The 6,993-nt window shown below is 68.7% G+C and carries 8 protein-coding genes; all 8 read right to left on the bottom strand.

What is annotated here, in order from left to right:
* Positions 1-76: 76 nt before the first annotated feature.
* A complete protein-coding gene (locus ACFWBQ_RS38045; protein WP_385508570.1) occupies positions 77-1,126 on the bottom strand; it encodes a lysophospholipid acyltransferase family protein in 1,050 nt (349 codons plus the stop codon).
* 16 nt (positions 1,127-1,142) lie between these two features.
* The gene (locus tag ACFWBQ_RS38040; RefSeq protein WP_385508568.1) at positions 1,143-2,225 is read right to left on the bottom strand and encodes an NAD-dependent epimerase/dehydratase family protein; all 1,083 of its coding nucleotides are present in this window, start codon (positions 2,223-2,225) and stop codon (positions 1,143-1,145) included.
* Between the two features lie 180 nt (positions 2,226-2,405).
* Positions 2,406-2,504, bottom strand: a complete 99-nt coding sequence (locus ACFWBQ_RS38035; RefSeq protein ID WP_003948845.1) for a 30S ribosomal protein bS22 — start codon at positions 2,502-2,504, stop codon at positions 2,406-2,408.
* Between the two features lie 110 nt (positions 2,505-2,614).
* On the bottom strand, positions 2,615-2,827 hold the full coding sequence (locus ACFWBQ_RS38030) for a helix-turn-helix domain-containing protein (RefSeq protein ID WP_014046653.1): 213 nt from the start codon (positions 2,825-2,827) through the stop codon (positions 2,615-2,617).
* 128 nt (positions 2,828-2,955) lie between these two features.
* The gene (locus tag ACFWBQ_RS38025) at positions 2,956-3,771 is read right to left on the bottom strand and encodes a phosphatase (RefSeq protein WP_385508563.1); all 816 of its coding nucleotides are present in this window, start codon (positions 3,769-3,771) and stop codon (positions 2,956-2,958) included.
* 76 nt (positions 3,772-3,847) lie between these two features.
* On the bottom strand, positions 3,848-5,020 hold the full coding sequence (locus ACFWBQ_RS38020) for an acetoin utilization protein AcuC (protein ID WP_385508562.1): 1,173 nt from the start codon (positions 5,018-5,020) through the stop codon (positions 3,848-3,850).
* Positions 4,989-6,188, bottom strand: a complete 1,200-nt coding sequence (locus tag ACFWBQ_RS38015; RefSeq protein WP_385508560.1) for an MFS transporter — start codon at positions 6,186-6,188, stop codon at positions 4,989-4,991. Before ACFWBQ_RS38015 ends, ACFWBQ_RS38020 begins: the two co-directional genes overlap by 32 nt.
* A 42-nt stretch (positions 6,189-6,230) precedes the next feature.
* A complete protein-coding gene (locus ACFWBQ_RS38010) occupies positions 6,231-6,878 on the bottom strand; it encodes an HAD family hydrolase (protein WP_385508558.1) in 648 nt (215 codons plus the stop codon).
* Positions 6,879-6,993: the final 115 nt, after the last annotated feature.

The following is a 6,993-nucleotide window of genomic DNA, read 5'->3' as shown; positions in this document are numbered from 1 at the left end:
CATGTGAAGGGGGGCCGTCCGGATCCGGACGGCCCCCCTTCACATGCGGTCGCTCGAAGAAGGCAGACAGAAGAAGTCAGAAGAAGACCGACCGGCGCTGCACCAGCAGCTTGTACAGCGTGTGCTGGATCTGCTCCCGCACCTGGTCCGTCAGGTTGAACATCAGCATCGGGTCCTCCGCCGCCTCCGGCGGATATCCGTCCGTCGGAATCGGCTCCCCGAACTGGATCGTCCACTTCGTCGGCAGCGGCACCGCCCCCAGCGGCCCCAGCCACGGAAACGTCGGTGTGATCGGGAAGTACGGAATCCCCAGGACCCGTGCCAGCGTCTTCGAGTTGCCGATCATCGGATAGATCTCCTCCGCGCCGACGATCGAGCACGGCACGATCGGCACCCCGGCCCGCAGCGCCGTCGACACGAAGCCGCCCCGTCCGAACCGCTGCAGTTTGTACCGCTCGCCGAACGGCTTGCCGATGCCCTTGAAGCCCTCCGGCATCACCCCGACGACCTCGCCGCGCTGCAGCAGCCGTTCCGCGTCCTCGGCACACGCCAGGGTGTGACCGGCCTTCCTGGCCAGCTCGTTGACCACGGGCAGCATGAAGACCAGATCGGCGGCGAGCAGCCGCAGATGCCGCTCGGCCGGGTGGTTGTCGTGCACTGCGACCTGGAGCATCAGCCCGTCCAGCGGAAGCGTCCCCGAGTGATTGGCGACGATGAGCGCCCCGCCGTCGGACGGGATGTTCTCGATGCCCTTCACCTCGACCCGGAAGTACTTGTCCGCGAGGGGCCGCAGCATCGACATGAGGACCTGGTCGGTCAGCTCCTTGTCGTAGCCGAACTCGTCGACGTCGTAGTCGCCCGTGACCCGCCGTCGCAGGAACGCGAGCCCGCCCGCGATCCGCCGGTCCCAGCCGGCCCGCCCGGAGACCTCGTGCGCCTCCTGGGGAGGCGCAGCCTCCTGCGCACCCGCCACCGGCGCCTGCGCTCCCCGCAGGGCGCTCACAGGCGCCGCACCGGGGGTGGCGGGGGCCTGGCCCCGGCTGCTCCCCGGCAGCACGCTCCTGCGCCGCGCAGCGCCGGAGCGCGAACGGTCGTCGTCGAACGGAATGACCTTGGCGTCCGCCATCGTCGGTCGCGCTCCTCTACCTGGCGCCGTGAGTCGAATGTGTCGCATCGGTCCCGCTCCCGGCCGGCCCCCCGGCGAGAGACAGCTCCGCAAGCCGTCCGACCGCCCTGCTCAACATCTCGGGCGGCAGCAGCCCCGGTCCCCGGCTGCGTGCGAACTCGGCGAAGGTCTCCGCGGTGGTGAACCTCGGATGGAAACCCAGCGTCTCGCGCATCTGTACGGTCGAGACCACCCTGCCATGGGTGAGCAGCCGGATCTGTTCCGGCGAGAAGTCGGTCATACCGATCGTGCGGAGCGCCGAGCCGACCCAGGTGACGGCGGGCAGCAGCACCGGAACGGTCGGCCGGCCCAGCCGCCGCGAGCACTGCGAGAGCAGCAGCACGCCGTCGCCCGCGATGTTGAAGGTGCCGCTGTTCAGCGTTCCGCGCCGCGGTTCGCGCGCGGCGATCTCCAGGACGGCCATGACATCGTCCTCGTGGACGAACTGCAGCCGCGGGTCGTATCCGAAGACCGTCGGAAGGACGGGCAGCGCCAAGTAGTCGGCGAGCGGCGAGTCCGGCTCCGGGCCCAGGATGTTCGCGAACCGCAGCACGCAGACGGCAACGTCCGGCCGGCGGCGCGCGAAGCCGCGTACGTACCCCTCGACCTCCACCGCGTCCTTGGCGAAGCCTCCGCTGGGCAGCGACTTGGGCGGGGTCGTCTCGGTGAAGACCGCGGGGTCGCGGGGAGCGGATCCGTACACGCTCGTACTGGACTTGATCACGAGCCGCTGGACGGTCGGTGACTTCTGGCAGGCACCGAGCAGCTGCATGGTGCCGATGACGTTGGTCTCCTTGACCGTCGTCCGGCCGCCGGCGCCGAGCGCCTTTCCCGAGACATCCAGATGGACGACCGTGTCGACCGAGTGCTCGGCGAGAACCCTGGCGATCGCGGGCTGTCTGATGTCCGCCGTGACGAATTCTGCGTCACCCAGTTGATGCTCGGGCGCGACCGCGTCGACGGCGATCACCCGGTCCACGCCGGGATCGCGCTGGATACGCCGTACGAAGCGGCCTCCCAGCTGCCGGGCCACTCCTGTGACGAGCACGATCTTCCCCAAGATCAGCGCCTTCCGTCGTTCGTTCGTCGAGCGGGGTCTTCCCCTGGCCGTCACCGTAGCCGCTGGATGTTGCCCTGTGATGACCCCATGGCGTGCTTTGCCGAAGTCATGGCCGGAAAAAACACCGAGGCCCTTCCGCCAGGACGGCGGAAGGGCCTCGGATGCACGAACTGCGTTCGCCTACTTCTTGTTGCGACGCTGAACGCGCGTGCGCTTGAGCAGCTTGCGGTGCTTCTTCTTGGCCATCCGCTTACGCCGCTTCTTGATAACAGAGCCCACGACTACCCTCGCTCACTTCTTCTTCACTGGTGCGGGGCGTCTGGGCCCACACGACCTACGTCGGCCTAGCCTACCCGCCACTGGGTGAGGGACGTAATCCGAGGGCAACGTCAGGCCGACTCCACCCCCACAAAGGACTCGCGGAGATACTCGTGAACCGCTTGCTCCGGGACCCGGAAGGACCTGCCCACCCGGATCGCCGGCAGATGACCGCTGTGCACCAAGCGGTACACGGTCATCTTCGACACTCGCATGACCGAGGCGACTTCCGCCACGGTCAGAAACTTGACCTCGTTGAGAGGCCTCTCGCTGCCAGCAGCCATGACCCACCTGTACCTTCCGCACGAGACGCGCACCGGCTTCCCCTCCGGTGACTCTTCGTCGTTGTGCGCTCACTCCCCAGATTAGGGGCGGGTGATGCGAGTGGGGAAGAGGTGAGACGATCGGCCGCCTACTGTGACAGACACGCCCGATTGAGTACATAGCGAGTAAGCGGTCGGTAGTAATCGGACCGCACGGCGTCATCAAGCGGAACGGCGACGGACACCCGCCCCTCGGCCTCGCCCACGAACAGCGCGGGATCGTCCGTATCGGCCAGACCGATCGCCTCAATGCCCAGCTGACCTGCCCCGCAGACCCATCCGTGGTCCCCGACCACCAGCTCGGGCAGCACCCCGCAGGTCTCGGCCACCCCCTCCAGCACGGCCCGAACCGGCAGCGGCGAGTGGGTGTGCGCGCCGGTCGCACCACCGGGGGCCCGCACGCCCGGTTCGCGCACCAGCGCGACTCCCCGTACGTAGTCAAGGTTGTACGTGCGTACGCCGAACCGGGTCGTTATGTCGATACATCGGCCCTGCGCGGGGGTGAGCACCGCGCACCCTGCCGCCGACAGGGCGTCTGCCAGCCCGGCGTAGAACCCGAGCAGCCGGTGCGGATGGCCCGTCCCGAACAGCACCGGAGCCCGCCTTTCCGCAGCCGCCGCGAGCCGCTCGGCGAACGCGTCCAGACCTGCCAGAGTCCGCTCCGGGTCGATCACATCAAGACCCGAAACATGATCAGGATCGTCCGACACCCCGCACTTCTGCGCCATCAGCCGCAACAGGTCACGCTCGCCCCAGGCCCAGTCCGGATCGAGGCCCAGCATCACGCGCGGATCCCTCGCCGCGAAGAGCCGATAACTCTGCAGACTGGTCTCCCGCGACGTGGCCACGGGGCCGGCCAGCCTGGCCGCCAGCAGATGGGCGCGCAGCGCTCCGGTGCTCAACACCCTCCCGATGCTCCCGCACCGGGGTCACCGCAGGACGAAAACCCTGATTGCGCCCCACCGTTGGCGTAACCCCTACTCAGGCCAGCAGCCCCCGCAGCGGAAACGCCGCCCGCCTGGTCGCCAGCACCGCCTGGTCCAGCCGGTCCGCCGGGTCGTACCCGGCGTCCCACGACTGCCACGACGGGGTACGGCCGTCCGTCATCCGGGCCGGCCCCAGCTGCCGGGTCCGGGCGTAGACCTCGTCCCGCCACGACGACGGAATCACCGACTCCGGGTCCACCGGCGCATGTGCGGCGATCCCCACGAGATGCGTCCAGGACCGCGGCACCACATCGACCACCGCATACCCGCCCCCGCCGAGCGCCACCCAGCGCCCGCCCTCCGCGTACTCATGGGCGAGTTCGTGACAGGACGCCATGACCGCCCGCTGCGCGTCCAGCGACACCGCCAGATGGGCCAGCGGATCGTCGAAGTGCGTGTCGGCCCCGTGCTGGGTCACCAACACCTGCGGCCGGAAGTCCGCCAACAGCTCCGGCACCACTGCGTGGAACGCCCGCAGCCACCCCGCGTCCCCCGTACCGGCAGGCAGCGCCACATTCACCGCACCGCCCTCACCCGCCCCGCCGCCGGTTTCCTCCGGCCACCCGGTCTGCGGGAACAGCGTGCGCGGATGCTCGTGCAGCGACACGGTCAGTACCCTCGGGTCCTCCCAGAACGCGGCCTGCACCCCGTCCCCGTGGTGGACATCCACATCGACGTACGCGACCCGTTCGGCCCCCAGCTCCAGCAGCCGGGCAATGGCGAGCGCGGGATCGTTGTAGATGCAGAAGCCGGCGGCGCCCCCCGGCATCGCATGGTGCAGCCCACCGGTGAAATTCACGGCATGCGCACTCTCCCCGCGCCACACCGCCTCCGCAGCCCCCACCGAGAGTCCGGCGATGAGCGCGGACGCCTCATGCATCCCCGCGAAAGCGGGATCGTCCACGGTCCCGAGACCGTACGACTGATCAGCCGCCCGAGGATCAACGGACGCGGCCCGTACGGCCGCCACGTAGTCCTCGCGGTGCACCAGCCGCAGAGTGGACGCGCCTGCGGCCTTGGCCGATCTCACATCCACCGCGGAATCGAGCCCGAACGCCCGCACCAGCCCCATCGTCAGGGCAAGCCTGACCGGATCCATGGGATGACTGTCACCGAAGTCGTATCCCGATACTGCGTCATCCCACATCAGCCGCGCGCGCCCGCTCATGCCCGCCACCGTATCGGGCGGGCTCCGAGCCGAACGACCGGGCGTACACGAGCGTCGCAAGAACCAGCACCATCGGTACGAGCATCGCGCCCCGATAGCTCCAGGCATCACCGAGCGCCCCCACCAACGGTGATCCGACCAGGAATCCCACGTAGTTGAAGACGTTCAGCCGGGCGACGGCCACATCGCTCGCCCCGGGGAACATCCGCCCCGCAGCAGCGAAGGTCTGCGGCACGATCACACAGAGCCCCAGCCCCAGCATGGTGAACCCGAGCATCCCCCACCACGCCCCGGGCGCCACGGCGACCACCCCGAAGCCCGCCGCCGCCAGCACGCTCCCGAACCGCACGACGGCGACCGCCCCGAACCGCCGCACCCCGAGGTCTCCCACGGCCCGCCCCATCAGCGTGGTCACCATGTAGACGTTGTAAGGAACGGTCGCCAGCTGCTCCGAGCTGCCCAGCACGTCCTGCAGATACTTCGCGCTCCAGTTGGAGACCGTCGAGTCCCCTATGTACGCGAAAGCCATCACCAGACAGAGCGGCATCAGCAGCTTGAACGGGACGGAACCGCCCTTCCCCGAACCCGCCGCCTCTTCCCCTTCCGCCTTCCCCTCCGCGTACCAACGGCTCCCCAGGAGCGCCGCGGGCAGCAGGACGACCACGACCGGCAGATAGGACACGAGCAACGAGAGATCCCAGTGCGCCCCCGCCCAGGCCATGGACGCCCCGGCGATTCCGCCCAGGCTGTAGGCGGCATGGAACCCGAGCATGATGCTGCGCCCGTACGCCCGCTGAAGGCTGACGCCCATCATGTTCATGGACGCGTCCAGCGCCCCGACAGCGAGCCCGAAGGCACCGAGGGCCAGGGCCACCTGCCACAACTCGGTGCCCGCGCCCACACCCAGCAACGCCAGAAGCACCACGGGCTGCGCCCACCTGAGCACGATTCCCGGCCGCACCAGCGTGACCACCTTCTCGGTGGCCACGCTGGCAACCCCCGCCAGAATCGGCACAGCGGCCAGGAAGACGGGCAGCAGCCCGTCGGATATCCCGTACCGGTCCTGAATTGCGGGGATACGCGTCACGAGCAGAGCAAAGGTCACCCCTTGCACCAGGAAGCTCAATGCCAGAGAAGCTCTGCCGTGCCGCAACCGCGCATCTGTCATGGCCGCGAGCGTAGAGCCAGGATCTACCCCTGGGTAGATCGATCAGACGAGCAGTTTGGGGAGCTGCGACATGTCGGAGAAGTGTCCGGCGACTCCGACGAGCCGGTCCGCCGGCATCATCGAGGTGAATCCGTACACGTCCATCCCGGCGGCACGGGCTGCCTCGACGCCGAGGGGGCTGTCCTCGATCACGACACACCGCTCGGGGGCGATGCCCATCCGTTCGGCGGCGTGGAGGAACAGGTCCGGGGCCGGCTTCCCCTGCCCGACGTCCTCGGAGCTGAAGATCCACTCCTCCTCGAACCACTGGTCGAGCCCGGACTTCCGGTGCCCGGCCGCGATCTTCTGGTGGCTTCCGGACGAGGCGACGCAGTACGCCACCCCGTCGGCGACGAGTTCGCCCAGCAGCTCGTCGACCCCGTCCACCGCGGCGAGCTGCTCCTCCTGGAACGCGGCGAGGGTCCGGCGGTGCAGCTCCTCGTCGAAGTCCGCAGGCAGTTTCTGACCGGTCCGCTCCTCCACCAGATCGTGCACCCGGTGGACAGCGGCACCCATGTAGTCGCGGATCGACTCCTCGTACGAGGTGGGGTGACCGAGCTCGGTGAGGTAGCCGGCGAGGACGGTGTTGGAGATCGGCTCACTGTCGACGAGCACACCATCGTTGTCGAAGATGACCAGTTCGTAGCGCATGGTTCGACCCTAGACGCTCAGAACGCAGAAAAGCCCCGTGCCACAAGGGCACGGGGCTTTCCCGGAATAATTGTTCGGCGGCGTCCTACTCTCCCACAGGGTCCCCCCTGCAGTA

Source organism: Streptomyces sp. NPDC060035, assembly GCF_042736635.1.
Taxonomy (GTDB): domain Bacteria; phylum Actinomycetota; class Actinomycetes; order Streptomycetales; family Streptomycetaceae; genus Streptomyces.
Note: the sequence above shows the minus strand (reverse complement) of the source record. Positions and strands in the feature narration are given on the sequence as shown.

What these genes read in the sequence shown, in the direction of transcription:
- ACFWBQ_RS38045 (WP_385508570.1), bottom strand. Translation starts at nt 1,126, where the DNA reads ATGGCGGACGCCAAGGTCATTCCGTTCGACGACGACCGTTCGCGCTCC.
- ACFWBQ_RS38030 (WP_014046653.1), bottom strand. Translation starts at nt 2,827, where the DNA reads ATGGCTGCTGGCAGCGAGAGGCCTCTCAACGAGGTCAAGTTTCTGACC.
- ACFWBQ_RS38020 (WP_385508562.1), bottom strand. Translation starts at nt 5,020, where the DNA reads ATGAGCGGGCGCGCGCGGCTGATGTGGGATGACGCAGTATCGGGATAC.
- ACFWBQ_RS38015 (WP_385508560.1), bottom strand. Translation starts at nt 6,188, where the DNA reads ATGACAGATGCGCGGTTGCGGCACGGCAGAGCTTCTCTGGCATTGAGC.
- ACFWBQ_RS38010 (WP_385508558.1), bottom strand. Translation starts at nt 6,878, where the DNA reads ATGCGCTACGAACTGGTCATCTTCGACAACGATGGTGTGCTCGTCGAC.